This window comes from Paracoccus sp. SY (genome assembly GCF_002901215.1).
GTDB lineage: Bacteria > Pseudomonadota > Alphaproteobacteria > Rhodobacterales > Rhodobacteraceae > Paracoccus > Paracoccus acridae.
In genome coordinates this window covers 1-24,564 of sequence record NZ_NWMQ01000024.1, presented here as the reverse complement: position 1 = coordinate 24,564, position 24,564 = coordinate 1, and the positions used below count along the sequence as shown (strand labels likewise).

The following is a 24,564-nucleotide window of genomic DNA, read 5'->3' as shown; positions in this document are numbered from 1 at the left end:
TGCCGCGCAAGCAGGCGGCAGAACTCTGATTATTGATGCGCCGGAGAAGACCATGGCCGCAACCAGCAGCCTCGAAAGTTTTAGCCGTTCCCTGTGGTGGAACAAGACAGAAGAGCCCGCGCCGGAAACGACCAGGTTGCAAGGTCCTGCGGAGGCCGATGTTGTCGTTGTCGGTGGAGGTTTCACAGGTCTCTCGGCGGCGCTGCATCTGGCGGAGAAAGGTCTGAAGCCGCTGGTGCTGGAAGCACGCCACATCGGTTTCGGTGCATCAGGCCGCAATGGCGGGCAGGTGATCCCCGGGCTAAAGCATGACCCCGACGATCTGCGCGACGCCTATGGCGCACAACGGGGAAGCGAGATGATCCGCCTTGTCGGCAATGCGGCCGATGAAGTGTTTGACTTGATTGAGCGGCATCAGATCCGTTGCGCCCCACAGCGGAGCGGCTGGATTCAAGCCGCACATTCCGAGCTGGCAAAAGGTTCTGTCATGCACCGGGCGCGTCAATGGCAGGCTGAAGGTGTAGCCGTTGAACTGCTGGACCGCGACGGCATTGCTGCGCAGACCGGCACCTCCGGTTACTTCGGCGGATGGCGTGATCCACGGGCCGGCAGCCTGCAGCCACTGGATTACGCCCGGGGTCTTGCCCGCGCTGCGCTAGCTGCCGGTGCAGTGATCTGTGAGCAAAGCCCTGCTCTTGAGATAAAACCTCACGGAAGCAGTTGGCGTGTTCGCACCGCCGTAGGCCATGTCACCGCGAAATCTGTCCTGGTAGCGACCAATGGCTATACCGGTAGGCTTGTGCCGGACCTTGCCCAGAGCATCCTGCCAGTTCAGAGCATGATCCTTACCACAGAAGTTCTGCCCGACACCCTGCGCAGGCGGATCATGCCGGGCGGTGTGGTTCTGTCCGAGACCCGCAAGCTTGCCTTCTATATGCGCCAGTCGCATGACGGCCGTTTCATGATCGGCGGTCGCGGCGCGGTGGGAACGGCAGAAAAGCCGGCTTTGCTGAGAGCCTTGCAAAAAGGCATGCTGCGGCTCTTTCCGGAACTGGATGGCGTGGCCTTGGACTACACATGGTCGGGCCATGTGGCTTTGACCATGGACGGGTTGCCGCATCTTCACCAGCCCGCACCGGGCCTGCATGCAATGCTGGCCTATAATGGCCGTGGTGTAGCTTTGGCCACAGTTTTTGGACGGCTTTATGCCGAGCATCTGACTGAAGGCCGACCGCTTCTCTACCCGGTCACGCCAATCCCGCGCCTGGCTTGGCACGCAATCCGAAAGCCGGTGATGGATCTGGGCATACGCTGGTACTGGCTGAAAGACAGCCTTGGCTTCGCCTCAAAATAGCGCTCAAACCTTAGGAATACGTACGTGATCAGAAATATCGTTGATCTGGGCAATGCGGCAGGGCTGAAAGGTGACTTGGCGGCTGCCATTGCGGCCTTTGAAGCAAACCGTGATCTGCCGGCCCTGCGCGCAGAACTGGCAGGAGAAGGCACGGATCTGCAGTTGCAGAACGCGATGATTATCATCCTGCGTGCTGGCGCGTTGCAACTGCGAAGCGGTGGCTCTGAACTGCTGCTTCAGCTCGGAGACGTTGCCTCTGTGCCGGCCGGTTCAATCGCCTGGAGGGCGGAAGGCGCCGAGGTCGTCCTGGCCGAAGTCAAAACTGGCGCGGCGGATTGTGCCTTTACGAAGCTTGATCTCGATCAGGAACTTAGCCCGGGTGGTCTTCCCAATCCGGCTTTGGTTACCACCGCCATGCCCGAAACTGCCCGACATGAATTTTTCGATGCGAGCGCTTTCTCCTGGGGGCTCTGGAGCGCGACCCCCTATGATCGCAGCGCCATTACCTATCCTTTCAGCGAACTGATGTATTTGCAAAGCGGCAGTGTCACGGTCGGAAATGACGATGAGGGCCGTCAAACCTTTCGAGCTGGGGATGTTTTCATTATTCACCGAGGTGCCAAGGCTGCTTGGTCAAACAGCGAGCCGGTGAAGAAATTCTGGTTGATCCACAGGCCTGAGTGAGTGGGGCCTTCCGGGAGCGGACGGCGATCAGATCGGGAGGTATATGTGCGTTCGCGTGTCGGCTCTGGTCGTAGTCCCGACGCTGAGGCTCCGGGTAAGCGGGGGATTAACGAAACGAGAGCTATCGTCAGGCCACTGTCGGGTCGGCGCCTGAATTTCATATCTCAGCTCTGCTCTGAACGAAGGTCGCCCAACAATGCCTGCTGAAAGACAGAAAGGCTTAAGCGTGGCTGTGATCGGGGCCGGGGTGGTCGGTCTTTCCACCGCACTTTGGCTCCAGCGCTACGGTCATCAAGTCGAGATCATTGACCCCGCCCCACCTTTGCCCGGCATGGATTTCCGGCGGGCAGCTTCTTTTGGCAATGCCGCAACCATTGCTCCAAATGCCATTTTTCCTGTCGCGAGTCCGGGCATCCTGTGGAAAGTGCCGGGGATGTTGCTGGACAAGGAGGGGCCCTTTTCGCTGTACTGGCGTGACCTGCCAGACCTTTTACCCTGGCTAAGTGCTTTTATCCTCTCCTCGCGCAAACCCCGTTTTGACCATCTGACTTCATGCCTGGCCACCCTTATGCGGCATATCGAGGTCGGCCATGCGCCCCTCATGGCCGAAGTAGGCGATATTCGATTGGGCAGGGGGACCGGCTCCCTCCATCTCTATCGCTCTGAGGCAGAACTGAAATCGGCGCACGTAGCAATGGTGCGGCGCAATCAGGAAGGCATCCGCGGCGACATTTTAACCGCTGCCCAGATTCGTGAGCGCGAGCCCAATCTCGCCCAGGAATACTATGGTGGTGCGCTCTTTCATGATGCCTATGTGCTGGATGATCCTGAAGCCTATTGCCACGGTCTCGCCAGAGCGATCATCGCACGAGGCGGCAGTTTCACCCGCGGTAGTGCTGAAGACTTGGAGATCAACGGCGCAGGCCTGACGGTTCGGACCAGCCTCGGCCTGATTAAATCCGATCGTGTTGTGCTTTCGGCCGGAGCTTGGTCACGCGATCTCGCCCGCCGTTCCGGCCAATCTCTGAATTTGAATACCGAGCGCGGTTACCATGTGAGTTTCACTTCGCAGAAGGAACTGCTGTCCCATCCGGTCATGTATCCTTCGGACGGGTTTTTCCTCGTGCCGATGGCAGGTGAGATCCGGGCTGCCGGGACGGTGGAGCTTGGCGGCCTCGACAAGCCAACTCGCCCAGTTCGTCTGGAAGTGCTGGAACGGAAGGCGCGGCGTATGTTGCCGGGGCTTGGGACAAAGCGCAGCGACTGGCTGGGCTTCCGCCCCTCCACCCCCGACAGCCTGCCGTTTATCGGTCCTTCCCTGCGCGATCCTCGCCTGTTCTTCGCCTGTGGGCATGGCCATCTAGGTCTGACGCTCGGGGGTATCACGGGCAAGCTGATTGCGGCGTTAGTTTCGGGTGAGAAGCCCGAACTGGACCTAGCGCCATTCAGCCCTGGACGCAGCACATCCGGCCTCCGCTTGGCAGATCCATGCCCGCGTCATAATCCCAGCCGCCGACGCGGCAGCTAGCAGTAAATCTCTGGCGTCAACTCTCCTCAGGAAGATTGCGTTGCTGTCACCACGCGATTGTAGGAGCCTGCTTTCGCAGGTGGCCAATGTAAAGGCTGTCCGATCTTCATTCGTGAGGGTCAGCCGATCGGGCCGGGGAATACAGCCTGCTAGAACGTCGGTGGGGTGCAGGCACTGACGATCACGCAGGGTTCGGTTCCGATCTGCCGGAACCGATGCGATCTGCGGCTGTCGAAATAGTAAGCGTCGCCTGCGCCAAGGATGCGGCGCTCTTCTCCCACGGTGATCTCGATCCGGCCAGAGACGACCACGCCGCCTTCCTCGCCTTCGTGCTGATACATGACCCTGCCGGTATCGGCTCCGGGTTCATAGCGTTCATGCAGGATGGTCATGGCACGGCCGAACTGGCTGTGGCCAACCCGGCGCAGGGAGAGCTTGCCCTTGCCGAGATCGGGCAACTCATCCGCCTGGTAGAAGATCGTCTGTTCAGGTTCGGGCTCAAAGGCGAAGAACTCGGACAGGCTGACCGGAATGCCGTCAAGAATGCGCCGCAGTGCTCCGACCGAGGGGTTCATCTTGTCTGCCTCGACCAGGGAGATCGTTGCATTGGTCACATTGGCACGCTTGGCCAGGGCACGCTGTGACAGACCTGCGCGCTCGCGCAGGATCCGCAGGCGAGCCCCCAACCGCAGATCACTCAAGCCACTGTTATCTTTGTTCATGATCATAAACGTTTCCAACGCAGATGCATTGCAATCAGGGCGTTACCTGCACGAAGAATTAGACTTTCCGAATGATTTTGAACAGTGCAGATGCAAGGGCATCCGGGATATTTCCCGGCCCACAGGAGATGTCCCCATGCTGAACAACCAACTTGCCGAACTGCGTCAGTCGACCATTGCCCGTGGCGTGGGGATGCAGACCCAGGTCTATGCCGCACGCGCCCGCAATGCCGAGGTCTGGGATGTCGAGGGCACGCGCTACATCGATTTTGCGGCCGGCATCGCTGTGGTGAACACCGGCCATTGCCACCCGAAGATCATCGAGGCCGTGAAGGCCCAAGCCGAGGCTTTTACCCATACCTGCCATCAGGTGCTGCCTTACGAGAATTACCTGCGGCTGGCCGAGCGCCTGAACGCAGCCGTACCGGGTGATTTCGACAAGCGCACCCTGTTCGTGACCACCGGCGCTGAGGCGGTGGAGAATGCAGTCAAGATCGCCCGCGCGCATACGGGCCGCAATGCGGTCATTGCCTTTGGAGGAGGCTTCCACGGGCGCACCTTCATGGGCATGGCGCTGACCGGAAAGGTGCAGCCCTACAAGGCAGGCTTCGGGGCAATGATGCCCGATGTGTTCCACGTGCCGTTCCCGGTCGCCCTGCACGGCGCGACGACCGAGGACGCCATGGCTGGCATCGAGAAGCTGTTCAAGGCCGACCTCGATCCGGCTCGTGTCGCTGCGATCATCTTCGAGCCCGTGCAGGGCGAGGGCGGCTTCAACCCGGCACCGACCGACTTCGTGCGCGCCGTTCGGACGCTTTGCGACAAGCATGGCATTGTCATGATCGCCGACGAGGTGCAGACCGGCTTTGCGCGGACCGGCACGTTGTTTGCCATGGAACAGCATGGCATTGCCGCTGACATCACCACCATGGCCAAGGGCTTGGCGGGTGGCTTGCCCTTGGCTGCTGTGACGGGTCGTGCGGATATCATGGACGCTGCAGGTCCTGGCGGCCTCGGTGGCACCTATGGTGGCAATCCGCTCGGTATCGCTGCGGCCCATGCGGTGCTGGATGTGATCGAGGAAGAAGACCTGTGCACTCGCGCCAATGAACTCGGCTCGCGCCTGCGTCAGCGCCTTGAGGCGATCCGCGCCACCACGCCGGAACTAGCCGAGGTGCGTGGTCCGGGCTTCATGGTCGCGGCCGAGTTCACCGCGGCTGACGGCAAGACGCCCAATCCTGACCTGGTGAACCGCATCCGCATCGAGGCGTTGAACCGCAAGCTGATCCTGCTGACCTGCGGCACCTACGGGAATGTCATCCGTTTCCTTGCGCCGCTCACGATCGACGAGGGGCATTTCTCCGAAGCGATGGACATCCTCGAGGAGTCCATCGCCGCTGCGAGGGCTGCATGATGCTGGATCACAACAACACTTTGGAACTTTCCGATCCCTCCTTGCTGACCGGCAGCGGCTTCATCAACGGAATGCGCTTCAAGGGCGACCGCCTGTTCAAGGTGACCAATCCGGCGAACGGTGCCTTGCTGGCGGAGGTCGCGGACATGGGCGTGGCCGAGATGCGCGATGCCATTGATGCGGCCCATGCGGCACAAAAGGGATGGGCCGCTCGCACCGGCAAGGAACGGGCTGCGATCCTGCGTCGCTGGCATGACCTGATCATGGCCAACCAGGAGGACCTTGCCCGCATCCTGACGGCCGAGATGGGCAAGCCCCTTTCCGAGGCGCGGGGCGAGATCGCTTACGGTGCGGCCTATGTCGAATGGTTTGCCGAGGAAGCCAAGCGCGTCTACGGCGACACCATTCCGGGTCACATGCCCGACAAACGCATCATCGTGCTGAAGCAGCCGGTGGGCGTTGTTGGCGCGATCACACCTTGGAACTTCCCCAATGCCATGCTGGCGCGCAAGATCGCCCCGGCACTTGCAGCGGGTTGTACCATGGTTGCGCGCCCTTCGGAGTTCACGCCGCTGTCGGCACTGGCGCTTGGTGTCCTGGCAGAACGTGCCGGGGTTCCGGCCGGGGTTCTGAACATCGTCCCCGGCCTTGACGCCGCAGGGATGGGCTCCGAGCTTTGCGACAATCCCAAGGTCGCGAAGATCACCTTCACCGGCTCGACCCGTGTCGGCAAGATCCTGATGCGGCAGGGCGCCGAGACCATCAAGAAGCTGTCGCTGGAATTGGGCGGAAACGCCCCCTTCATCGTCTTTGATGACGCTGATCTTGAAGCCGCGGTCGATGGTGCGATGGCTGCCAAGTTCCGCAATGCCGGCCAGACCTGCGTTTGTGCCAACCGGATCTATGTGCAGGCGGGCATCCATGACGCTTTCGTCGAACGGCTGACAGCCCGCGTCGCGGCGCTGAAGGTCGGCGATGGCCAGTCCGATGGTGTTGCCGTTGGCCCGCTGATCAACCAGGCGGCGCTTGCCAAGGTCGAGGATCATCTCTCTGATGCCTGTGCCCATGGCGCCACGGTTACCACCGGTGGAGAGCGTCACACCATGGGCGGCACCTTCTTTCAGCCGACCGTCCTGTCCGGGATGACGACGGCCATGAAGATCGCCCGGGAGGAGACATTCGGCCCCGTCGCTCCAGTTTGGCGCTTTGAGACAGAAGACGAGGCGGTTGCCTTGGCAAATGCCAGCGAATTCGGCCTCGCGGGATACTTCTATTCCCGCGACCTCAGCCGCGTCTGGCGCGTGGCCGAGGCCTTGGAGGTGGGCATGGTGGGCGTAAACACCGGCCTGATCTCGACCGAGGTGGCACCCTTTGGCGGGGTCAAGCAGTCAGGGCTGGGTCGCGAGGGCAGTCACTACGGCATCGAGGATTATCTCGAGATCAAGTACATGTGCCTGTCGATCTGAGAAAGAGGGCCGCTCGCTTGAGCGGCCTTTGTCGTTCCGAAGATCCGTGGAGTTGGCACAAGATGAAAGATACATGTGCATACGCCCGGTGGTACAAAAAACCCCCGCTGCGCCTGCATGGGGGTTCGTTCAATCTAGAGCTGATTAGGCCTATAGCTCAGAGGCCGCGCGCAATCCGCTCAATATCGCCGCGGCATACACCGATGTCGGCCAATTCGCGATCGGACAACCTGTTCAGTTCCCGACGGGTCACCCGGGCATCGTTCCAAGCGGACAGCATCGAGAGGAAGTTCGCGACCACATTGCCAAAACCTCGGGCGGCAAAGCCGCGGCTCATTTCCATCGTCGACATGACATCACCTTGTTTGGAAAAATGCCCGACGCTCGGGCAACTGCTTCATGAACAAGGATATAGATTGTGCAACTGCAGAAATGTAGCCGCCTCATTGGCAAGTCCGATATGCGAAAAATGCAAGTTGAGACACTGTATTCCGCACAGTTCCTAATTCATTCTCCATGGCGCTGCACTGCAGCATCGGCCGCCTAGCTGTCCTCCGAAGCTATTGCACCGCACAATCCTGAAGAGATGCAGGACTACTCAAAAGGTGGGAATGCTCTGACGTCCAAGTTCCAGGTAACTTCTGGAGCCGTTCCATAAAACCCGTTGATCGCGAGCGCGATGAAGAAAACGATGGAGCTCTGGGCATCCGAGAGGCCACAGCTCCTCTTCCAGCCAGAAAAGACTCCCCCACAACTTCTATTTCAACCGGTCCCGTTGTTAAGTGGCAGAGCCTTTTCAGCGCCGCTCAAAACCGGTGTGGTTCACCCCGGCGGCAATATCGCTTCGATGCCAGTCGACGATATCAGCATCGAGAGGGCCGAGGCTGCAGACGATCTCAAAAGCATCGACCAGGGCTTCCGGCCCTTGCGCGGCAACCTTCACTCCTTCTGGCTGGATGCTGATCCAGCCATTCAAGCTTAAGCGGCGCGCACGATTCAACGCGAATTCGACGAAAGATTCCCCAAGCTTGCCGTGATAGATGATTTCGATTGCGCAGAGGTCCTGCCCACCCTGCCCAAAGTTGCCGCTTTCAAAATTCACGTTACGTGTCCTTTAGGCCAAACCATGCGGACAGCCTGACAGGCTGCCCGCGCAGGGTTTATTGCGGCAGCGATCCGGACAAGCCCTCAACCAGCCAATTCATCGCAAAGATTTCGGGATCGGGCAGAACCTCGCCCTCAGGTACGCGTTCGGTGCCACTCTGGTCTTTCAGAGGGCCAGCAAAGACATGGTCCTCGCCGCTCACCAGCGCAGCTTCTACTTCCTTGATTCGCGCCATCTGCTCTTCGGTCAGCACATCATTCCATGCCTGGACCGAGACTGTGCCCGAAGCCAGACCGCCCCGTTCATCCTGACCCTTGAAATTGCCTTCGAGTGCTTCCCCCACGACCCGGATGAAATATTTGCTCCAGTCATGAACCACCGAGCCCAGAACGGCATCAGGGCCATGTGAGCTCATATCCGAGCCCGTGTTGACCACGTAGACCCCCTCAGCCTGTGCCACGTTCACCACTGAAGGCGTGTCCTGATGAAGCGAGAACACCACATCCGCCCCTTGCGAAATGACCGCCCGTGCAGCCTCTTGTTCGCGGGCGGGATCGAACCAACTGTTCACCCAGACAAGGCGGATATTCACGTCCGGGTTCACCTCGCGTGCGGCCAGGGTGATGGCATTAACCTCGGCGATCACCTCGGGAACGGCGAAAGCTGCGACGATGCCGATGGTGTTGCTTTCGGTGACCATGCCGGCGGCCAATCCGCCCAGATAGAACCCTTCATAGCCGCGGGCAGTGAAGGTACCCAGGTTTTCGGTCTGACGAAAGCCGCTGGCATGGATGATATCCACGTCGGAGTGACGCTGTGCCAGCCGAAGGCCGTCATTCATATAGCCGAATGAGCCCAGGACGAGGAAATCTGCCCCATCTGAGACAAGCTGGTTCATTACCCGGCTGGCATCCGGCCCTTCGGGGATATTGTCGACCACGCGGGTGGTTACGCGATCGCCATAGGCTTGTTCGACCGCCTCGCGAGCCAGATCCAGTTGCTTGGCCCAACCTACATCCGCAACAGGAGAAGGATAGATCAAGCCCATCATCAGGGGCTCGGCCACGGCCACCCCGCCGGTCAAGGGCAGCGCGAGAGATGCCGCCAGAATCCAGTTTGTCAAATTGTGCTTCATGACCATTGGTCCTTCTCCTGTTGGAATGACCGCTCAGGCGGTGCTGTTATAGGTGCGGCCCAGTGAGGCCGGCGCATTCAGGCGCATCTTTCGGCCATTCATCGACAAAATCGATATGGCGATGATGGTGGCGATATAGGGAATGCTGGTCAGCAGTTGCGATGGCACCGAAATTCCCATTCCCTGCACGAGCAATTCAGCAATGGTAGCAAGGCCGAACAGCCAGGCACCGATGACCAGCCGATCTACGCGCCACGCGGCAAAGACCACCAGAGCGACCACGATCCAGCCTCGTCCGGCAATCATACCATCCGACCACAAGGTAGCCGATACGGTCGAGATGAAGGCGCCTGCCAGCCCCGCCAGGAAGCCTCCGAGCGTGATTGTCAGGAAGCGGGTTGCCAGCACGCTGTAGCCGATGGCATGGGCTGATTCAGGAGCCTCACCCACTGCGCGGATTACCAGCCCGACCTTGGTGCTGCGCAGCATCCACCAGATGGTCAGCGCTAGCAGGGGCGCCAGATAGACCAGCAGCGAGTGATTGAACAGGCCCGGCCCGATGATCGGGATATCGGACAGGAACGGAATTGGCAGGCGTTTCATGGGCGCGACGGTCATGCCTTCATAGGGGATGCCGATCACCCCTGACAGGCCCAGCCCTAGAATGCCGACCGCAATGCCGGTGGCGACTTGATTGCCCAGGGCCAGCAACACCACCGCCGCGAACAGCGCCGCCAGCGCCACCCCTGCCAGCCCGCCGGAAAACAGCGCCAGCCAATGGCTGCCCGTCGCTATGATCGTGGCAAAGCCAACTACGGCACCCAGCGCCATCATCCCCTCGATGCTGAGATTGAGGATGCCCGAACGCTCGACGATCAGTTCGCCGACGGCCGCCAGCAGCAGAGGTGTTGCTGCGGTCAATGTGCCGGCTAGCAGAAAAACGAGCATGCTTTCCATCAGTTCGCTCCCTGCTGCGACAGGTCGCGCCGCCAGCGGACCCGGTGATCGACGAAAAGCCGCGCTGCGATATAGCTGATCAGCAGCACGCCCTGTAGAGAGGTATTCACTGCATAGGGAACCCCAGCCGAAGCCTGCGCCATGTCGCCGCCGACATAGATCACGGCCATGAAAAAGGCTGCGAACAGGATGCCAATGGCGTTCAGCCCGCCCAGAAAGGCGACGATGATCGCCGCAAAGCCGTAACCGGGCGAGACTACGCGCTGCAACTGCCCCAGCGGCCCGGCCACCTCGAAGACGCCAGCCAGGCCCGCCGCCGCACCACCGATACACAGGCTGACCCAGACAGCGCGCTTTTCGCGAAACCCGGCATAGCGTGCCGCATCGGGAGCCACGCCGCCGACCTGCAGCTTGTAGCCAGTCAAGCTGCGCTCGACAAAGAGCCAGGCTGCGGCGGTCAGCAGCAGCGCCACGATGATCGAGATATTTGCTCGCCCCAGCCCAAACAGCGAAGGCAACATCGCCACCTGCGGAAACAGGGCCGATTGCGGGAAGTTGAAGCCATATGGGTCGCGCAACGGTCCCGAGATCAGATAATACAGCAATTGAAGCCCGATGCTGTTCAGCATCAGCGTGACCAAGATCTCATTGGCGTTGAAGCGCGTGCGCAGGAATGCCGCCAGTGCAGCCCAACCCATGCCGAACAACATTCCGAACAGCGCCATGGCGGGCAGCATCATCGGGTTCACGCTGTCATTGAACCACAATGGAAACAGGCTGCCACCGATCGCGCCAAGGATCAGTTGACCCTCGGCGCCAATATTCCAGACCTTGGCGCGAAAGCCGATCGCCAGACCCTGCGCAATGATCAGCAGCGGCGCCATTTTTAGCAACACCTCACTGAGATTGTAGAGGCTGGAGAGCGGCGCGATATAAAGTTGCCACAGTGCAGCCAAGGGCGCGACGCTCTGCGACGACATCAGGATGATGGCCGCGATGATGGTCGTCACGACGGCAATCAGCGGCGCAAGCAGACTGCGCGCGCCTGTTCGGCCGATCCTCGGCTCAATGACCCAGGGAAGCCGCATCATGCCGTCGCCCCTGGGTCGGCGATCTCGGGTGGTAGGAAGCCGCCGGTCATGTAATCACCGATGGTGGACACCGTGGCCTCGGCTCGGTTTAGGGCGGGCGACAGCCGGCCTCTGAACAGCACATGGATACGGTCGCTGATCTCGAACAATTCGTCCAGTTCCTCGCTGATGACCAGAATGCCGACACCAGTATCGCGTAAGTCGATCAGTTGCTGGCGGATCAGCGCCGCCGCGCCTACATCGACACCCCATGTCGGCTGCGCGGCCACCAGAACCTTCGGTTTCAGCCGAATTTCGCGACCCATGATGAACTTCTGAAGATTACCACCCGACAAGCTGCGCGCCTCGGCTTCAGGACCGGTGCAGCGCACGCCCATGTCGCGGATGCAGTTTTCGGCAAAGGCATGCACGAGCCTCCGCTGGATCAGCCCGCGCCGCACCATCCCCTGTTCATAGCCAGTCAGAAGCGCGTTATCGGCTAGGGTCATTTCCGGGACGGAGCCGCGGCCATTCCGGTCCTCGGGCACGAAAGCCAGACCCCGTCTGCGGCGCAGCTTTGCATCCATATCGCCGCAACCGCTGCCAGATAGCCGGATCTGGTCGCGACGGCGACGGTCCAGCACCGCTTCGCCCGAGAGGACCGCCGCAAGTTCCTTCTGGCCATTTCCCGAAATGCCCGCGATGCCGACAATCTCGCCGGGATAAAGCTGCAGATCCAGATCATGCAGGCCGACGCCGAATGGATCGTCCGCGGACTGCGACAGCCCCGTCACCTCCAGCACTGCATCGCGTCCCAGCGTCGGAGCTGAGCGTTTCGGCTGCGGGATTTCGCGCCCGATCATCAGGTGAGCCAATTCCGTGGCGCTGGAAAGACGCGGGTCGATCGCGGCCACGACCTCGCCTGCGCGCATCACAGTGGCGCTGTGACATAGGCTGCGAATCTCCTCCAGCTTGTGGCTGATGAACAGCACGGCGCAGCCCTGCGCGGCCAGTTCACGGATCGTGTCGAACAAAGCCGGGATCCCGGCAGGCGGCAGGACCGAGGTCGGCTCGTCCATGATGATCAGCCGCGGTTCTTGCAGCAGGCAGCGGATGATCTCGACCCGCTGGCGCTCACCCACGGAAAGGGAATGCACCAGAGAGTTCGGATTGACCGGCAAGGAAAACCGCTGCCCAATCTCGCGGATGCGCTCTGCCAGACGGGGCAGGCTGCCGGGCACGGTCAGCGCGATGTTTTCCGCCACGGTCAGGGATTCAAACAATGAAAAATGCTGAAAGACCATGCCAATGCCAAGCTTGCGCGCCTGCGCGGGGCTGGTCAGCGCGGCAGGCTCGCCATTCCAGCAGATCTCGCCCGCATCTGGAACCAGAACGCCGTAGATCATCTTCATCAGCGTGCTTTTGCCCGCGCCGTTCTCGCCCAGAACCGCGTGGATTTCGCCGGGCCGGATGCTCAGCGAAACGTCGCGATTTGCCACGACCGAATGGAACGCCTTGGTCAGGCCCCGGAGTTCCAGCAGCGACGGACCATCGAACGTCCTTCCCGGGTGATAGGCGCCTTGAAGGGCCATATTCATGGTCTTCTCCCTGTCATTATTGTTGCGCCATGGCTTACGGGCCTCTTCTGCCCGTTGCCCGGTCATCAGATATTCAACACCAGAAGTCGGGATGTGCAGCGCGATACACAGGGCATGATCAGCCTGCCGCCCTCCTGCTCATCGGGGCTAAGAAACAGGTCATGATGTTCCACCTCGCCCTCGATCACCTCGGTAATGCAGGTGCCGCAAACGCCCTGCTCGCAGCTTGTCTTGATTTCGATGCCTGCCTCGCGGATCACCTCAATGATGGTCCGGTCGGAGGGCACGACCAGCTCGATGCCACTTTTGGCCAGCCGCAGCACGAACTCGCCTTCGCCCGGCGTCAGCACCGGCACTTCTGCCGAAAAATGTTCCAGAATAACCGTATCGCGCGGCCAGCCGGTCACTTCGGCACAATGACGTACGACATCCATGAAGGGGTTCGGTCCGCAAAGATAGATTGAATGTCCGCCATCGCGCAGGATGTCCTGCAAGACTTCAGTCAGCAAGGGAGGCACCAGACCATAATGATAGGCGACCCGGTCGGACCAGCCGCTTTCAAGGATCAAGTCGCGGAAGGCGATCTCGGCATTCGAGCGGGCAAAGTAATGCAGCTCAAAATCCTCCTCTTCGCTGGCCAGAACCTGGGCCATGCTCAGCAAAGGCGTGACCCCAATACCGCCCGCAAGCAGAAGACGCCGCCCCTTTCCGCCCGAACGTAGGGCAAAATTGTTGCGCGGCGCGGTGATGCGGACGGTTCCGCCTTCCTGCAACTGGTTGTGCATCGCGCTTGAGCCACCGCGTCCATTCAATTCGCGCTTGACGCCGATCAGATAGCGGCTGCGGTCTGCGGGGTTGTTGACCAGCGAATATTGCCGCGTCAGGCCGGGAATAGGCGTGATCGAGATATGCGCCCCCGCCTCAAACGGCGGCAGGGATTGGCCACTCGTAGCCTCGAATTCAAAGCTGCGGATCTCCGAGGTTTCAGCGCGAACCTTGCGGATGCGGACCTCGAATTCGGTATTGGCTGTCATGTTGCGGTCAATCTTCATCAAACATACTCGGATATGCCGGACATCGCGTGAAAACCCGGCAGCCGGCGGAATTCGCGCAGCCAGTTGCGGATCGCAGGATATTCCTCATGGCCGATGCCGCCGTCGCCCGACAATGCGACATAGGGGAAGCAGGCGAGATCGGCGATGGTGGGATGATCGCCCACGATCCAGGTCCCGCCGTCGATCTCGCGATAGGTCAGATGATCATCCAGCACACGGAAGGCCGAGCGGGCCGCTTTGCGCGCCGCATCTATATCCAGATCATAGCTCATGACATCATGCAGCCGCGCTCTTGACGCCGCCATCAGTTCACCGCCCGCGAACATCAGCCACATCATCACCGGCCCGAAACTGACCGGATCGCGTGGCAGCCATTTGCCCGTCTTGTCGTATTTATTGGCCAGGTGGCACAGAATGGCCTGTGCGTCGCGCAGGAGCAGCCCCTCATCTTCCAGAACCGGCAATTGCCCCAGAGGATTGATCACCAGGAATTCAGGTGTCTTGTGCTGTCGGCCGGGATAAAAATCCACCTGCCGGCGCGCATATTCCAGCCCCAGAAAGCCCAGCATCAGGCGGACCTTGTAGCAGCTGCCCGAAAGCGAATAGTCGTGAAGGGTAATCGTCATGGGTCAGGCAGCCTGCTTTTCATAAATGCCGAAGCTGATATCCATCGCCTTCAGCCAGCGGCGGAACGCGATCGAACTGGCATCGGCGCGGGTCGGCAATTCATAAGTCGGATCCAGAGGCAGCAGCGCCGGACGCTGGTTTTCCAGAATCATCCGGTCCTCTAGGAAAATCGACTGCTGGAAGTCGGCGATATCAGCAGCGGTATTTTTATCATCCACGATGGCCATAGGCGCATAGGCCAGACAGCGGGTTTCTGTCACCGGCTGGATAAAGACGCAGATCGCGTCATTACGATCGGAGTCCTCGCTGATATTTTTGTACAACATGACGCTGAAGGGCGACATCACCCGATACTGATAGCGCGTCATCTGCCCGCCATTTGCCGCTTTTGACGCTGCTGGCTGATAGAAAGTGCAATCAACCGCCCAGATTTCATCGACATCCTTGCGGTGTTCGGTGCGATAGGCCAGCACTTCGGTCTTGTCGGTCGCGCCAAGAGTATCAACATGGATGAAGGAAAAATGCGCCATGTCCAAGAAGTTCTCGACAAGGCGATAGGGGCTCGTGCTGACGCCGATGCTCCCGCAACCCACCACGACGCGGTCTGGTTCGTCAAACTCGGAAATCTCGGGTACGGGACGCGTGGGTTCACCCAGCGTGGTGAAGATGCAGGTATAGCGGGTCTGAACCGGAAGTTCACGACCCTCAGCGGCACTCGCGTCGATTTCAATGACGCGATAATTGTTGCCACTGTCCCGGAAAACGCGGATCGGCTGACCCAGGATCATCGTGTCATAGCTGGCACCGGGGTCGATCTGCCCCAGCCAACCGCAGGCGACCCACTCATTGCGGGCAACAGGGTCTTTCGTCGCAGTCATGGCCAGTCCTCCTTCAGTTCGCTTCAATCCGGTGACGCAGTTGCACCACCCGACGCGCCAGTTCATGCCGGCCCTTGGGCTCAGCCCCTGCACCGCGCGCCACAAAATGCACCCCTGTCGAGCCGGCATCGACCGGTTGGAACGCCGCCGCCAGCCTTGCGCCATCCGCAAGATCCAGCGTGACGACCTCGCCATCAGCCAAGATGCCTTCCCAACCGGCCAGATCATCCAGCACCGCTTTGCGGACCTCGGTGACCGGCGCATTCAAATAGATGCTCCGCACCGCCTGCCAGCCATCATCTGCGCCCAGATCGGGTAGGGGGGCCTTGGGGTCGCTTGCCAGATTGGCCCAGATCAGCCCATAGCGGCTTTCAACCGCATGGCGTGTGGCGCAAATGGTCTTGGGCGGGGTCAAGCCTGGGTGGGCCGGAATGACTTCGCATTGGCCGCCGGTGCCATAGCCCCAGCCATGATAGATGCAGCGCAATTGATCGCCCTCAACGAAACCAAGGCTCAGCCGCATTCCGCGGTGCGGGCAGCGGTCCTCCCATGCGTTCACCTGGCCCGAGGCACTGCGCCACAGGGCAACAGCATAGTCGTTCACCATGACAGGATTGCTGGAAGAGGCGCGGATCTGGCTCTCCAGAGCCACCGCGTTCCACTGGTCGGAGGACATTCCCACTCTCCTTTGCGCTCGACTGGATCAATTCTTCTCCACTCTAAGAAGGCTTGAAGACCTACGCACAGACAGGTATTTTGAAACCTACGTTCAATAATTCCGAACAGTGATGAATCTGGAAGATATCGAGGTGTTTCTGCAGATTGCCGACGCCGGATCGCTGACTGGCGCTGCGCGGGAGCTGCATCGGCCCAAGGCGACGGTCAGTCACCAATTGCGCAGGCTGGAAGAGGAAATCGGCGCGACGCTGTTCATCCGTTCGGCCAACCGACTGGTGCTGTCGAATGCAGGGGCGGAGTTTCTGGACCATGCGCGCACGATCCGGCGCGCCTGCCACCGCGGACTGGACAGTGCAAGGGCGGGACAGAAAAAGGCACAAGGCACGATGCGCATCGGTTCGACCGGGGAGTTCGCCTCGAACCTGATCGCGCCACTGATCCTGCATTTTGCGCGCCATAATCCCGATTTGCGACTGGACCTGTCGGTGGTGCGTTCGGACCTGCTGCTGAGTTCGCGCGGGAATTATGACTGCCTGCTATATCTTGGCGAACCGCCAATGCCGCAGGTCTCGGAGATGACGGGCCGTCTCCTAGGCCGTTTTGCTTTCGGACTGTTTTGCAGTCCCGGCTATCTGGCCCGCCATCCCGCTCCGGCTGCACCTTCCGAACTGCGGCAGCATGACCTCTTAGCCTATCAAAGCGCTGAAAACATCGCCCCGTGGGAATTGCGCAAAGGCGATGAGGAATACGGTCTCCATCCTCAGACGCGACTGCTTAGCAACGATTACTGGGTTATCAAGTTGTCAGCTATTCATGATTATGGCATCTGTTTCGTGCCGAAATTCTTTGCTCGGCTAGAGGTTGAGCAGGGCCTTCTGGTTCCGGTCCTGCCAGAATGGTCATCGCGCGAAGTGCCACTTTATGCTCTGTTTTCCAGTCACCGGCTACGGAATACGCAGGTTCGCGATCTGGTTAACTCCCTAACGCAAAACTTCGCCGATGTGCAAACCTATCTCTATTCCGCTACCGCAAAGGCCGATTATTTCCGATGATCGACAGATAAATATTTTTAACTGTCTTCTTGGATGTAAAATTACGAGATGTCGTCCTGATACAGAGCTGTCATTCAGTATACAAGTGTCACGCTCGCCGCATAGGAATTGCTGCCTCTGAGCGGGAGACGACGGTGTTCGGATGCTCCGGCCGCAGCCCGATGCCAACAAGCCGTCCGGGCATGTCCCGCAGGAGCGGAATGGAGGAGATCAGCCGCAGTGCAAGCGGAGCCCGAAAGTTCGACCGCTTGCGCAGGGCACTCAACAGCACTCGGTCCTGGATAATGATCTGAAGTCGCTGGGTTGCTCGCGTGGGCCACATGCGGCGGCGCTGCACCGCCTGGAGATGGCGATCAGTCAGAACGCTCCGCCGCAAAGGGTCCGCCAGGAGATTGGCCGCAGCGACCGCATCCTGCACCGCGAGGTTCACCCCGACGCCTCCCACAGGCGACATTGCATGAGCCGCGTCGCCGATGCAGAGAAGGCCGGAGCGCCACCATGTCTCCAGACGGTTCACCTGGACGCTGAGAAGCTTCACCTGCTCCCATGTTTCCAACTCTTCCGCGCGGCCGGCGTCTATTGGCAGCAGTTGCGCAAGCTCTTCTCGGAATGCGGCGATGCCGGCCGTCTTCTTGTTGTCGAAGCTACCCTTTGGCATGACATAGGCGCACTGCCAGTAGTCACTGCGATTGAGCATGATGAAGATCTGGCCTGCGTCGAAGCGACCCTGGGTTTCCTCCGTGTCGCCCGGCTCCCGCGACAGCCGGAACCAGAGCACGTCGATCGGTGCGCCTAGATCGTGGATCCGCAGGCCGGCCGCCTCCCGCATGCGTGAGGTCCGTCCATCCGCTGCCACCGTCAAGACTGCATTGATCTGGAGCAGACCGTTTGGCGTGTTCGCCACGACGCCGGTGATCCTCCCGCTCTCTGTCAGCAGTTCACGCGCCTCTGCTTCCATCAGCAGGCGAAAGCCAGGCAGCGCCTTTGCCTTCTCGGCAAGGAAGTTCAGAAAATCCCACTGGGGCATCATGGCGATGAATGGCGCCTTGGCCCGCAGCCGTGAGAAGTCGGCCATCAGCAGCCGATCCGGTCCAAACTGCGCAAAGAGCCTGGGCACGCGTTGATGCGGCAGTTGCAGGAACTCGTTCAGCAGACCGAGCGCATGCATGATCTCCATTGTCGAAGGATGGATGGTGTCACCGCGGAAGTCCCGCAGAAAGTCCGCGTGCTTCTCGAGCACAATCACCTCGACGCCCGCCCGTGCAAGCAGGTATCCAAGAACCAGACCGGCCGGTCCGCCCCCGACGATGCAGCACTGGGTCGTGGTCATTGACGACACCGTCTTGGTCTTTTCCGTGATCGAGCAGGCGCCTTTCTGGCGCCGCAGGCGAATGGGACTTTGCAACCCTTATAACACGCCTGCTTGCCGGGCAGTGAATGGTGTTTTCTGCCATGTTGAAGCGTCAGTTTTGCTTAGCCACTCCATAAAACCCGTTAGGTCTGCAGCGCTATTCGGAAGATTGGCAAAGATCCGTTCAGGAGAGGGCAGAGGGGTGGCGACATTGATGCAGGCGAGACACACCGCATGACGAGCTATGTCCGCTGCCGCACGGTATTTCTCGAAGAGGCACCAGGTGCCTCCTAATCTCGGTTTATCCGCCGCCGGTTTTACCGGCCAACTGGGTGCCGGCCCCGCACATGCGGGTGCCGGCATTTCCTTAGGGGCCGCCAATCAATGACGTGTCCTTGAAAGATCGCAAAGCTTCTTGACCATTCTCTTCTGCCATTGGGCCGGAACCCTCTGCGGTCGTCTTCAGACCTCGCCGCGCTATTGCCGCACCTGCGTCGAAAAGCAGGCAGGCAAGGTCCAAGATCTGATCACGTGGTACCAGATTGTTGTTTTGCTTCGGACGCAGCCAGCATGTCCCAGACCCCGCCAGTCCTTACGGATAGGCTCTCCCACCATAGATCTCATCAAGCGTTGCGAGGAGACAGGGCCGACATTCCCCCTGTCCCGGACAGCATCTTGCAAAGATGCAGATGCCGGCCTGGGACGACGGGGAGAAGACACGGAGAGATCATGACCGGAGTAACCCTGCCGGACCGCGGCCGTTGACATGAGGGCAGGTCGCACCTATCTTTCAGTCATCGATATTTGTCTGCCGAGCTATCTTTGTTGCGCGTTTGGCGCCGCGTTCTGAACTGATCTCTCTTTCAATGTCGCTATGCCTCACCGTCGCGTAGTTGCGCTGCGGTCAATCCACTTGACCTTGAAAGGGTTTATCATGAGCACCGGAACCGTCAAATTCTTCAACTCTGCCAAAGGCTTCGGCTTCATCCAGCCTGATGATGGCGGCTCGGACGCTTTCGTTCATATCTCGGCCGTAGAACGCTCGGGCCTGGGCGACATCGTCGAGGGCCAGAAGCTATCCTATGATCTCGAGCGCGACCGCAAGTCGGGCAAGATGGCCGCCTGTAACCTGCAGGCTGCATAAGCGGGAGAACTGCCTTGTCGGATGCAGGGAAGATCACTGCCAACAAGGCATTCTAAAGATGCGGGGCCAGGCATGTTGCCTGGCCCTTTTTTACTTCGTTCCAGGTCGTGAGGAGAGCATGATGTCCGGCTACAAGTCGCCGCGTGAATTGGCGGAAAGTCACTTCAACAAGCCCGCGCCATCCGCACGAGACCGTGCCTTTGGCGAACTCGAGGCGGTCAAGGCTGATCGTGATGAGAAGACCAGGCAGCTGCGCGAGGCGCGGCTTGCACGAGACGCGCAAGACACCAAGAAGCCGTGACTTCCTGTTCACCCGGAACAACTGGAGGCTGCATCGGCTTTACAATCTGAACCAACCGGAGATGACATTTGAAGAACACCAAAAAAACTGAACTGGCCCAGCGTCAAGGCACCGCCCAGGAGGCAAAAGCCGCCCTTCTGCAGGCCTACAAGGCCGCCAAGGCGGCTGCCGAGCCGCTGCGTGAAGCCAAGGAGCAGGAACGGGCTCAGATAGCCCAGGCCCGCGCAGAACGTCGGGCAGCGCGCGAAGAGGCGAAGCGCGAAGAACAGGACCGTCTCGAAGCAGAAGCTCGGGAACGCGAGGCCGCCGCTGCCAAGGCAGCCACGGCGCAGGCTGACGCCAAGGAGCGTGCCGAGAACAGGATGATCTCCCGCGTCCTTGACGACGTGGCCATGCGCAAGGCGATGCGCGACCAGAGATACGCCGCCCGCAAGGCGCGCCAGCGCTGATCGAGGGGAGCGCCGCCCTCTAAACGTTAGCCTTGCGTCAGCCGAGGGCAGAGTTCAGACACGCCGCTGTGACACATTCATCAGATCAAGCCCCGCGATCCTTGGCCTCTCTTGGCTGGACGGCGTTCTTTGACGACCAGTTGGCTCCGACCGAAACGGGACTCGCAAGGATGCGCATCGCAACTGTTCACCGGGCCCGGCTGACTGCCGAGTCCTTGTCAGGGCCGGTGCGGCTGACGCTGCCCGTCCATGCCAATACTGCAGATCATGCGGTCGGAGACTGGGTTCTGGTGGAGCCGGAAAGCCACTTGCTGATCCGCCGACTGGAGCGTAAGTCCCTGCTGCAGCGGCGCACCGAAGGGAGCCGGACCCCGCAGCTGATTGCAGCGAATGTGGATACGCTCTTCATCGTGACCTCCTGCAACGATGACCTGAACGTGCCGCGTCTCGAGCGCTACCTGGCGCTTGCAAACGAGGCTGGCACAACACCGGTGATCGTTCTGACAAAGGCTGACCAGGTAAAGGATGCCGGCTCCTACCAGAGCCAGGTGGAAGGCCTGCAACGCGGGCTTGAGGTGGTGACGCTGAATGCCAGATCCCCAGAGGCGGCGCTGACACTCGCCCCCTGGTGCGGCGCGGGCCAGACGATCGCCCTTGTCGGCTCGTCTGGCGTGGGGAAGTCCTCACTGCTGAACACGCTTGCGGCAAAGTCGCCGGAAGCGGCGCAGCTGACAGGGAGCATCCGAGAGGCGGACGCCAAGGGCCGACACACCACCACATCCCGCTCGCTTCACGCCGTGACCGGGGGCGGTTGGGCCATCGACACGCCCGGGATCCGAACGCTTCATGTCAGCGACATTTCTGCGGGACTGGACGTGCTGTTTGCCGAGATTGCCGAGCTTGCTCCCTTTTGCCGCTTCGGTGACTGCACCCATTCCCATGAACCAGGATGCGCGGTTCTGACCGCAGTGGCTGCGGGAGCACTCGAGCAGGCGCGAGTAGATCGCTGGCGCAAGCTCGTGGAAGAGAACCGGAGCAATACACCATTGGAGGTCGGACCGCGTGGGAACAAGGCTACCAGGGTGCCAGGAAAGCGGCGCTGAGACAGGACCCAAACCCTTTGGGAAACCAAAAGCACCAGAAGGAAAGGCAGCGGAGCGCGACCTCCGCCAAGTTGATGGCAAGGTGGGGTCGCGCTATGCTTTCATCTCATCGTGAGGGGGTGACATTGACAGACGAAGACTATGCTAACCTCATTCAGACCGCGGTCTTCAAACTGAATGCGGCGATTGAGGCGGCGGCCAAAGACGGGCTACTTTGTGAACTGATGACATTTCATAACCATGCCGACGCGCGGTCGATCCCCACACCTGTGGTCTTCGCAAAGCCTTACAGGCCGGTCTGATCCCGCTGAGAACTCTGCTCAATGCACGCGTTGGCGGGGCTCAGAGCGTCACAAGCTTTGAAGTGTCGTTTGTCTCGCGATCGATCAGGCTCCCGATCAGGCGCAGCAGTTCCTGCTTTTCCGGCCCGAGGCCATCCTGCACAAGAAACTCACCCAGTTCGATACCGCTGACGGAACCGCCGGACGGAAGGTTGGCTCGATGCCGGACAACAACCTGCCCGCTATCCTCGTCACGACATAATCTCCAGCAGTCGCCGTTCTCGCTCGCATAGAGCAGCCTTTCTTGTGCGGGCACCTTTTTCTCTCCTCCTTGTGCCGTCGCAGCGAGACGGTCCGGCTCCTGCCACAGGGTTGCCCCAAAAGAGGCTCTATCGGGGCATTCGGTAAGTTGCGGTGCCAGAGGGTCAAGGCACTCAGCTTCCCGGTGAGTCATAGGCGGGGGCGTTTTTTAGTTTTAGGCCTCAGGTGGAAGGCGGCGCAGCATCAGGTCCATGCTGTATCTTCCATCTTGGGAGATTTCGGTACTTTCCAGCGCAATTCGTTCGATCATACCACCGGTCTCCAGTTGGCCCTCGTGGAGTTCCGCAAACTCCGCCTTGGTCATGTCTGATCTTGTTCGAAGCAGGATCAGATCGCCTATTTGCTCGACTGGGCCGGCGAGGGGTGGCCCGCCTTCAAGCTTCAGAAAACCGTCACTCATGTTCTTCCTCGTTATTGGCCTCTCTCATGAGGCAAAAACAAAACAGCCAGCCAGAGAATTGGTTCGGTCGCGCCACGCACGATTATCATGACCCATGTTTGAAGGACCCGGCGGCCCAGCAAGAGCACGACTGGAACTGCTCACTTCGCAGGATCGGCAGGTCGTTTCGGTGAGCCTGCATAGAGACTGCGAAGTTCGGCCTCTTCCACGCCGTCGGCCTTCATGACGAGCCGGATCATCGGATCGGCAAGCATTTCCTCCAGAAAGAAATCGGTCAGCGCCTTGCCGGTCAGCTTGTCCTTTGCCACTGCCCGTTCGAGTTCCGCAAGGGGGACGGTCAATGTCCGGCTGAGACCCGGATGGGAAGCACGCGAATGAAGATGGACAAGAACGGTAGGCCGCCAGCTATCACCGCCGACTTCGTCCAGCGGACCCGGGATCAGGGTTTCGACCTCGTATTCGCCGGCCGGAAGTATCTCATTGAAGCTTGGAAGTTCGAAGGGCCGTAAAAAGACGGCTGTTGTCTTGATCGATGCGGCCAATTCGTCTTCCTCCTCAAGATCTGCGATGGCAGATGCTCTGGCGCACCTGCTATCAGTTCCTGCGCTTGTGCAGGCCGGATGGCCACGGCGGAGAACTATCTGCATCACTGTTCGCGCACGCACGCCTCGTCCCCACGCTGGAAGCCCGGATTACACCGCCAGCGATTGCCGGAGTCATCAAGATGTGCGTTTTCGGGCAGGTCGATTGCAATGCAGGCGCTGTTCTGTTCGTCCGGCTCGTATCCGCGTTCGCACCGCCATCCTGGACCATGGGCCGTTGGATCGTGAAAGGCATGCTGTGGCGGAACAACGGGATCACACTGTTCGCCAACCTGAGCAAATCCCCGTTCACACGCCCAGGCATCGCCGTAATCAGCATTGGTCAGGTAACCATTCTTCGGCACCACGATTGGGATGCACCTGTCCCCGCTGGCGGTGAAGCCTCGGTCGCAGGCCCATCCGGGTCCCCAGGAGCTGTCGCTCAGATAAGAGTGCTCCGGCAGAACAACAGAGACGCAAGTGTCCCCTTCTCGTCGGTATCCTCGCAGGCATTCCCAGTCGTAACCGGAAGACTTCAGAAAGGCGTTCGCAGGCACCGGGATCGGAATGCAGGACGCTCCATCGACCTCCTTATAGCCCCGAAGGCAGGTCCATCCCGCACCGTAGGACCGTTTGGTCGCATAAGCGTTTTCGGGGATCTCGATCTTTACACATTCTACGTCCTCCATCCGGTAGCCAAGGTTGCAATCCCAGCTTCCCCCACAGCTGCGGGCATGCGCGTTTTCCGGGGGAGAACCGGCATCGCTCTGCGCAAGCACCGGAAAAGCGAGAGACGCAAGAACGCCTGCCAGCGAGACAATCGCGACAATCATCCGCGCCAGGGACCTATGCTCGGGTTTGGGTGTCGGTATCATGAAACGCGTACCTTTCTCGCCAAGAGCTTTCCCGCTGATCGGCTCTTCCATCCGGCAATGAGGAAGACGTCTGGCACGGGGACGGCGATGTCACTGTCTGGGCCCATGCCGCAGGTTCTGGATAGGTCAGCCCTCATTGCTCGAACCGGCCATTTCGGACGGAGGGGCCGAGCCGGCACGTTCTACCGGCGCATCCAGGAGGGCGTCACGTTTCAACGCCAGACTGAGATAAGCCGACGAAGTCGGTCTCATCTCCGTCGGCCCGGAGTTATGTCCTTTCCCGTAGACCAGCAGATAGGCCCCTGTTTGCCTGTATGCGGCGAAACTGAGACCTTCGAGAAGCTCTTCCTCCACCAAGACCTCATAGCGACCGGGCGGGAACTCCTTGTCGGAACCGGGCACGACAAAAGCATGCTTGAATTCAACAACCGAGGT

28 protein-coding genes are annotated in these 24,564 nt (G+C 60.1%); 11 read left to right on the top strand and 17 right to left on the bottom strand.

What is annotated here, in order from left to right:
* The first annotated feature begins 52 nt into the window (after positions 1–52).
* The 3 genes from CK944_RS15450 (at position 53) to CK944_RS15440 (ending at position 3,566) form a co-directional block, all read left to right on the top strand.
* Positions 53–1,354 carry an FAD-binding oxidoreductase gene (locus tag CK944_RS15450; protein ID WP_103173966.1) on the top strand — a complete coding sequence of 434 codons (1,302 nt, stop codon included), beginning with the start codon at positions 53–55 and terminating at the stop codon, positions 1,352–1,354.
* Positions 1,355–1,378: 24 nt separating this feature from the next.
* A complete protein-coding gene (locus CK944_RS15445) occupies positions 1,379–2,038 on the top strand; it encodes a cupin domain-containing protein (protein ID WP_146038682.1) in 660 nt (219 codons plus the stop codon).
* A 226-nt stretch (positions 2,039–2,264) separates the two neighbouring features.
* Complete coding sequence (locus tag CK944_RS15440) at positions 2,265–3,566, top strand: FAD-binding oxidoreductase (RefSeq protein WP_158248023.1); 1,302 nt, start codon at positions 2,265–2,267, stop codon at positions 3,564–3,566.
* 149 nt (positions 3,567–3,715) lie between these two features.
* On the opposite strand, the gene CK944_RS15435 is transcribed toward CK944_RS15440, so the two are convergent.
* On the bottom strand, positions 3,716–4,288 hold the full coding sequence (locus tag CK944_RS15435) for a cupin domain-containing protein (RefSeq protein ID WP_103173991.1): 573 nt from the start codon (positions 4,286–4,288) through the stop codon (positions 3,716–3,718).
* 136 nt (positions 4,289–4,424) lie between these two features.
* On the opposite strand from CK944_RS15435, the gene CK944_RS15430 reads away from it, so the two are divergent.
* The gene (locus CK944_RS15430; protein WP_103173963.1) at positions 4,425–5,702 is read left to right on the top strand and encodes a 4-aminobutyrate--2-oxoglutarate transaminase; all 1,278 of its coding nucleotides are present in this window, start codon (positions 4,425–4,427) and stop codon (positions 5,700–5,702) included.
* Positions 5,702–7,168 carry an NAD-dependent succinate-semialdehyde dehydrogenase gene (locus tag CK944_RS15425; RefSeq protein ID WP_103173990.1) on the top strand — a complete coding sequence of 489 codons (1,467 nt, stop codon included), beginning with the start codon at positions 5,702–5,704 and terminating at the stop codon, positions 7,166–7,168. Before CK944_RS15430 ends, CK944_RS15425 begins: the two co-directional genes overlap by 1 nt.
* Before the next feature lie 157 nt (positions 7,169–7,325).
* On the opposite strand, the gene CK944_RS15420 is transcribed toward CK944_RS15425, so the two are convergent.
* The 10 genes from CK944_RS15420 to CK944_RS15375 form a co-directional block, all read right to left on the bottom strand.
* Positions 7,326–7,505, bottom strand: a complete 180-nt coding sequence (locus tag CK944_RS15420; protein ID WP_371411670.1) for a DUF1127 domain-containing protein — start codon at positions 7,503–7,505, stop codon at positions 7,326–7,328.
* Positions 7,506–7,964: 459 nt separating this feature from the next.
* Positions 7,965–8,270 carry an acylphosphatase gene (locus CK944_RS15415; protein WP_205049056.1) on the bottom strand — a complete coding sequence of 102 codons (306 nt, stop codon included), beginning with the start codon at positions 8,268–8,270 and terminating at the stop codon, positions 7,965–7,967.
* Positions 8,271–8,328: 58 nt separating this feature from the next.
* Positions 8,329–9,408 (bottom strand): BMP family ABC transporter substrate-binding protein, encoded by a 1,080-nt coding sequence (locus CK944_RS15410; RefSeq protein WP_158248022.1) that lies wholly within the window; start codon positions 9,406–9,408, stop codon positions 8,329–8,331.
* 33 nt (positions 9,409–9,441) lie between these two features.
* A complete protein-coding gene (locus CK944_RS15405; RefSeq protein ID WP_239986096.1) occupies positions 9,442–10,356 on the bottom strand; it encodes an ABC transporter permease in 915 nt (304 codons plus the stop codon).
* Positions 10,357–10,364: 8 nt separating this feature from the next.
* A complete protein-coding gene (locus CK944_RS15400; protein ID WP_239986095.1) occupies positions 10,365–11,456 on the bottom strand; it encodes an ABC transporter permease in 1,092 nt (363 codons plus the stop codon).
* The gene (locus CK944_RS15395; protein ID WP_239986094.1) at positions 11,453–13,033 is read right to left on the bottom strand and encodes an ABC transporter ATP-binding protein; all 1,581 of its coding nucleotides are present in this window, start codon (positions 13,031–13,033) and stop codon (positions 11,453–11,455) included. The genes CK944_RS15400 and CK944_RS15395 overlap by 4 nt, the downstream gene beginning before the upstream one ends.
* 65 nt (positions 13,034–13,098) lie before the next feature.
* Positions 13,099–14,067 carry a PDR/VanB family oxidoreductase gene (locus CK944_RS15390; RefSeq protein WP_158248021.1) on the bottom strand — a complete coding sequence of 323 codons (969 nt, stop codon included), beginning with the start codon at positions 14,065–14,067 and terminating at the stop codon, positions 13,099–13,101.
* 17 nt (positions 14,068–14,084) lie between these two features.
* The gene (locus CK944_RS15385; protein ID WP_103173957.1) at positions 14,085–14,714 is read right to left on the bottom strand and encodes a glutathione S-transferase family protein; all 630 of its coding nucleotides are present in this window, start codon (positions 14,712–14,714) and stop codon (positions 14,085–14,087) included.
* A gap of 3 nt (positions 14,715–14,717) precedes the next feature.
* Complete coding sequence (locus tag CK944_RS15380; protein ID WP_103173956.1) at positions 14,718–15,593, bottom strand: (2Fe-2S)-binding protein; 876 nt, start codon at positions 15,591–15,593, stop codon at positions 14,718–14,720.
* A 13-nt stretch (positions 15,594–15,606) separates the two neighbouring features.
* Positions 15,607–16,269: a Rieske (2Fe-2S) protein gene (locus tag CK944_RS15375; protein WP_103173955.1), complete on the bottom strand. Its 663-nt coding sequence runs from the start codon at positions 16,267–16,269 to the stop codon at positions 15,607–15,609.
* A gap of 112 nt (positions 16,270–16,381) precedes the next feature.
* On the opposite strand from CK944_RS15375, the gene CK944_RS15370 reads away from it, so the two are divergent.
* The gene (locus tag CK944_RS15370; RefSeq protein ID WP_103173954.1) at positions 16,382–17,323 is read left to right on the top strand and encodes a LysR family transcriptional regulator; all 942 of its coding nucleotides are present in this window, start codon (positions 16,382–16,384) and stop codon (positions 17,321–17,323) included.
* 88 nt (positions 17,324–17,411) lie between these two features.
* On the opposite strand, the gene CK944_RS15365 is transcribed toward CK944_RS15370, so the two are convergent.
* A complete protein-coding gene (locus CK944_RS15365; protein ID WP_103173953.1) occupies positions 17,412–18,653 on the bottom strand; it encodes an FAD-dependent oxidoreductase in 1,242 nt (413 codons plus the stop codon).
* Between the two features lie 955 nt (positions 18,654–19,608).
* Between CK944_RS15365 and CK944_RS15360 the strand changes: the two genes are divergently transcribed.
* The 5 genes from CK944_RS15360 (at position 19,609) to CK944_RS23270 (ending at position 21,973) form a co-directional block, all read left to right on the top strand.
* Complete coding sequence (locus CK944_RS15360) at positions 19,609–19,818, top strand: cold-shock protein (protein ID WP_103173952.1); 210 nt, start codon at positions 19,609–19,611, stop codon at positions 19,816–19,818.
* 118 nt (positions 19,819–19,936) lie between these two features.
* Positions 19,937–20,119 (top strand): hypothetical protein, encoded by a 183-nt coding sequence (locus tag CK944_RS15355; protein ID WP_146038681.1) that lies wholly within the window; start codon positions 19,937–19,939, stop codon positions 20,117–20,119.
* Between the two features lie 68 nt (positions 20,120–20,187).
* Entirely contained in the window at positions 20,188–20,568 is a 381-nt protein-coding gene (locus tag CK944_RS15350; protein ID WP_103173950.1) for a DUF6481 family protein, read from the top strand.
* A gap of 170 nt (positions 20,569–20,738) precedes the next feature.
* Positions 20,739–21,671, top strand: coding sequence for a ribosome small subunit-dependent GTPase A (gene rsgA, locus CK944_RS15345; protein ID WP_239986093.1), 933 nt, complete (start codon positions 20,739–20,741; stop codon positions 21,669–21,671).
* Between the two features lie 125 nt (positions 21,672–21,796).
* Positions 21,797–21,973, top strand: coding sequence for a hypothetical protein (locus CK944_RS23270; RefSeq protein ID WP_158248020.1), 177 nt, complete (start codon positions 21,797–21,799; stop codon positions 21,971–21,973).
* A gap of 40 nt (positions 21,974–22,013) precedes the next feature.
* Here the strand turns inward: CK944_RS23270 and CK944_RS15335 are convergent, their stop codons facing one another.
* The 5 genes from CK944_RS15335 to CK944_RS23265 form a co-directional block, all read right to left on the bottom strand.
* Positions 22,014–22,268 carry a hypothetical protein gene (locus CK944_RS15335; RefSeq protein ID WP_103173947.1) on the bottom strand — a complete coding sequence of 85 codons (255 nt, stop codon included), beginning with the start codon at positions 22,266–22,268 and terminating at the stop codon, positions 22,014–22,016.
* A gap of 159 nt (positions 22,269–22,427) precedes the next feature.
* Entirely contained in the window at positions 22,428–22,673 is a 246-nt protein-coding gene (locus tag CK944_RS22940; RefSeq protein ID WP_146038680.1) for a hypothetical protein, read from the bottom strand.
* Positions 22,674–22,813: 140 nt separating this feature from the next.
* Positions 22,814–23,215: a hypothetical protein gene (locus CK944_RS15330; protein WP_103173946.1), complete on the bottom strand. Its 402-nt coding sequence runs from the start codon at positions 23,213–23,215 to the stop codon at positions 22,814–22,816.
* 104 nt (positions 23,216–23,319) lie between these two features.
* Positions 23,320–24,180: a hypothetical protein gene (locus CK944_RS22935; RefSeq protein ID WP_158248019.1), complete on the bottom strand. Its 861-nt coding sequence runs from the start codon at positions 24,178–24,180 to the stop codon at positions 23,320–23,322.
* 75 nt (positions 24,181–24,255) lie between these two features.
* The coding region (locus tag CK944_RS23265; RefSeq protein ID WP_103173945.1) for a hypothetical protein at positions 24,256–24,564 on the bottom strand (309 nt) is incomplete at its 5' end.

What these genes read in the sequence shown, in the direction of transcription:
- CK944_RS15450 (WP_103173966.1), top strand. Translation starts at nt 53, where the DNA reads ATGGCCGCAACCAGCAGCCTCGAAAGTTTTAGCCGTTCCCTGTGGTGG.
- CK944_RS15435 (WP_103173991.1), bottom strand. Translation starts at nt 4,288, where the DNA reads ATGAACAAAGATAACAGTGGCTTGAGTGATCTGCGGTTGGGGGCTCGC.
- CK944_RS15430 (WP_103173963.1), top strand. Translation starts at nt 4,425, where the DNA reads ATGCTGAACAACCAACTTGCCGAACTGCGTCAGTCGACCATTGCCCGT.
- CK944_RS15425 (WP_103173990.1), top strand. Translation starts at nt 5,702, where the DNA reads ATGCTGGATCACAACAACACTTTGGAACTTTCCGATCCCTCCTTGCTG.
- CK944_RS15420 (WP_371411670.1), bottom strand. Translation starts at nt 7,505, where the DNA reads ATGAGCCGCGGCTTTGCCGCCCGAGGTTTTGGCAATGTGGTCGCGAAC.
- CK944_RS15410 (WP_158248022.1), bottom strand. Translation starts at nt 9,408, where the DNA reads ATGAAGCACAATTTGACAAACTGGATTCTGGCGGCATCTCTCGCGCTG.
- CK944_RS15405 (WP_239986096.1), bottom strand. Translation starts at nt 10,356, where the DNA reads ATGCTCGTTTTTCTGCTAGCCGGCACATTGACCGCAGCAACACCTCTG.
- CK944_RS15400 (WP_239986095.1), bottom strand. Translation starts at nt 11,456, where the DNA reads ATGATGCGGCTTCCCTGGGTCATTGAGCCGAGGATCGGCCGAACAGGC.
- CK944_RS15395 (WP_239986094.1), bottom strand. Translation starts at nt 13,033, where the DNA reads ATGAATATGGCCCTTCAAGGCGCCTATCACCCGGGAAGGACGTTCGAT.
- CK944_RS15390 (WP_158248021.1), bottom strand. Translation starts at nt 14,067, where the DNA reads ATGACAGCCAATACCGAATTCGAGGTCCGCATCCGCAAGGTTCGCGCT.
- CK944_RS15385 (WP_103173957.1), bottom strand. Translation starts at nt 14,714, where the DNA reads ATGACGATTACCCTTCACGACTATTCGCTTTCGGGCAGCTGCTACAAG.
- CK944_RS15380 (WP_103173956.1), bottom strand. Translation starts at nt 15,593, where the DNA reads ATGACTGCGACGAAAGACCCTGTTGCCCGCAATGAGTGGGTCGCCTGC.
- CK944_RS15375 (WP_103173955.1), bottom strand. Translation starts at nt 16,269, where the DNA reads ATGTCCTCCGACCAGTGGAACGCGGTGGCTCTGGAGAGCCAGATCCGC.
- CK944_RS15370 (WP_103173954.1), top strand. Translation starts at nt 16,382, where the DNA reads ATGAATCTGGAAGATATCGAGGTGTTTCTGCAGATTGCCGACGCCGGA.
- CK944_RS15365 (WP_103173953.1), bottom strand. Translation starts at nt 18,653, where the DNA reads ATGACCACGACCCAGTGCTGCATCGTCGGGGGCGGACCGGCCGGTCTG.
- CK944_RS15360 (WP_103173952.1), top strand. Translation starts at nt 19,609, where the DNA reads ATGAGCACCGGAACCGTCAAATTCTTCAACTCTGCCAAAGGCTTCGGC.
- CK944_RS15355 (WP_146038681.1), top strand. Translation starts at nt 19,937, where the DNA reads ATGATGTCCGGCTACAAGTCGCCGCGTGAATTGGCGGAAAGTCACTTC.
- rsgA (WP_239986093.1), top strand. Translation starts at nt 20,739, where the DNA reads ATGCGCATCGCAACTGTTCACCGGGCCCGGCTGACTGCCGAGTCCTTG.
- CK944_RS22940 (WP_146038680.1), bottom strand. Translation starts at nt 22,673, where the DNA reads ATGAGTGACGGTTTTCTGAAGCTTGAAGGCGGGCCACCCCTCGCCGGC.
- CK944_RS22935 (WP_158248019.1), bottom strand. Translation starts at nt 24,180, where the DNA reads ATGGAAGAGCCGATCAGCGGGAAAGCTCTTGGCGAGAAAGGTACGCGT.